1 protein-coding gene is annotated in these 895 nt (G+C 28.8%); it reads right to left on the bottom strand.

The window, feature by feature from the left end:
• On the bottom strand, nucleotides 1-725 hold a 725-nt coding region (locus tag D9R21_RS06745; RefSeq protein WP_148108899.1), incomplete at its 3' end, for a hypothetical protein.
• Nucleotides 726-895 lie beyond the last annotated feature (170 nt).

Raw genomic sequence — 895 nt, 5'->3', positions numbered from 1 at the left:
TCAATTGTTCCTTCTGAACCATCTTTATTAATAATTGGTAATTTTTTAGGAACCATATAGTATGTTGTTCCTTCAACAGTTTTCATTGCTCCACTTGTTGCAATTACACTATTTATTTGGTCATTTGCTCCAAGTTGTAACTGCAATTTATTACGAATTCCACGAATAAAATCAGCCGAACCCAATACAACTGTTTCTGATGGGGTAAAGCCATTTTCATATATTTTATCCATAATTTCATCGTGGATTTGCAAAGCATTTGTATCATCTGCTTTTTGTCCTTGAATAGTTGTAACTATTCCTTTATTAATAATTTCTAAAATTTTATTGCGTTTATAAGCAACCTCAGTATCCATTGCTTGTTCAATATCAGCTGCTCAAAGATTGGGATTAAAATCACTTTCTACAGGGTCTAATTTACGAGCAAAAGTTAAAATTGTATCTAATTCAACAATTCCATCTTCAAATTCCACTGTTGAATATTTTAGTAGGTTATCATCAGTATTAAATACTTGACCGTTTGCTCCTAAACCTTCATTGTATTTAATATTTTTCTTTCTTTTATATGTTAAACCAAATTTATTTGCTTCTTTTCAAGCAAATAATGCTTCTCAACTAAATTTTTGTTGATAAGTTTGTAAATATCATTCTTCAAATGTTTCTCGGTCTCTTTGTGTTGCTTGATTAGCAATATCTCCAAAAATTCTTTGTGTGTTTTGTGCCATAATTTATTTCCTTCTTTCTATTTATTAAATACATTGTCTGTATCTAAAATATTGTTTTCTTTGTTTTCTAATTTTGGTACGCCACCAGTATTAACTGTTTGTACCTTAATTAATTCATCATAAACACTTTGCAATTGTGTTTTAATGATTTCAATATCATCAGTAATATC

Origin of the sequence: Spiroplasma endosymbiont of Megaselia nigra (assembly GCF_003987485.1) — a bacterium.
In the GTDB taxonomy this organism is placed as follows: domain Bacteria; phylum Bacillota_I; class Bacilli_A; order Mycoplasmatales; family Mycoplasmataceae; genus Spiroplasma.
This window is presented reverse-complemented; position numbering and strand designations above follow the sequence as displayed.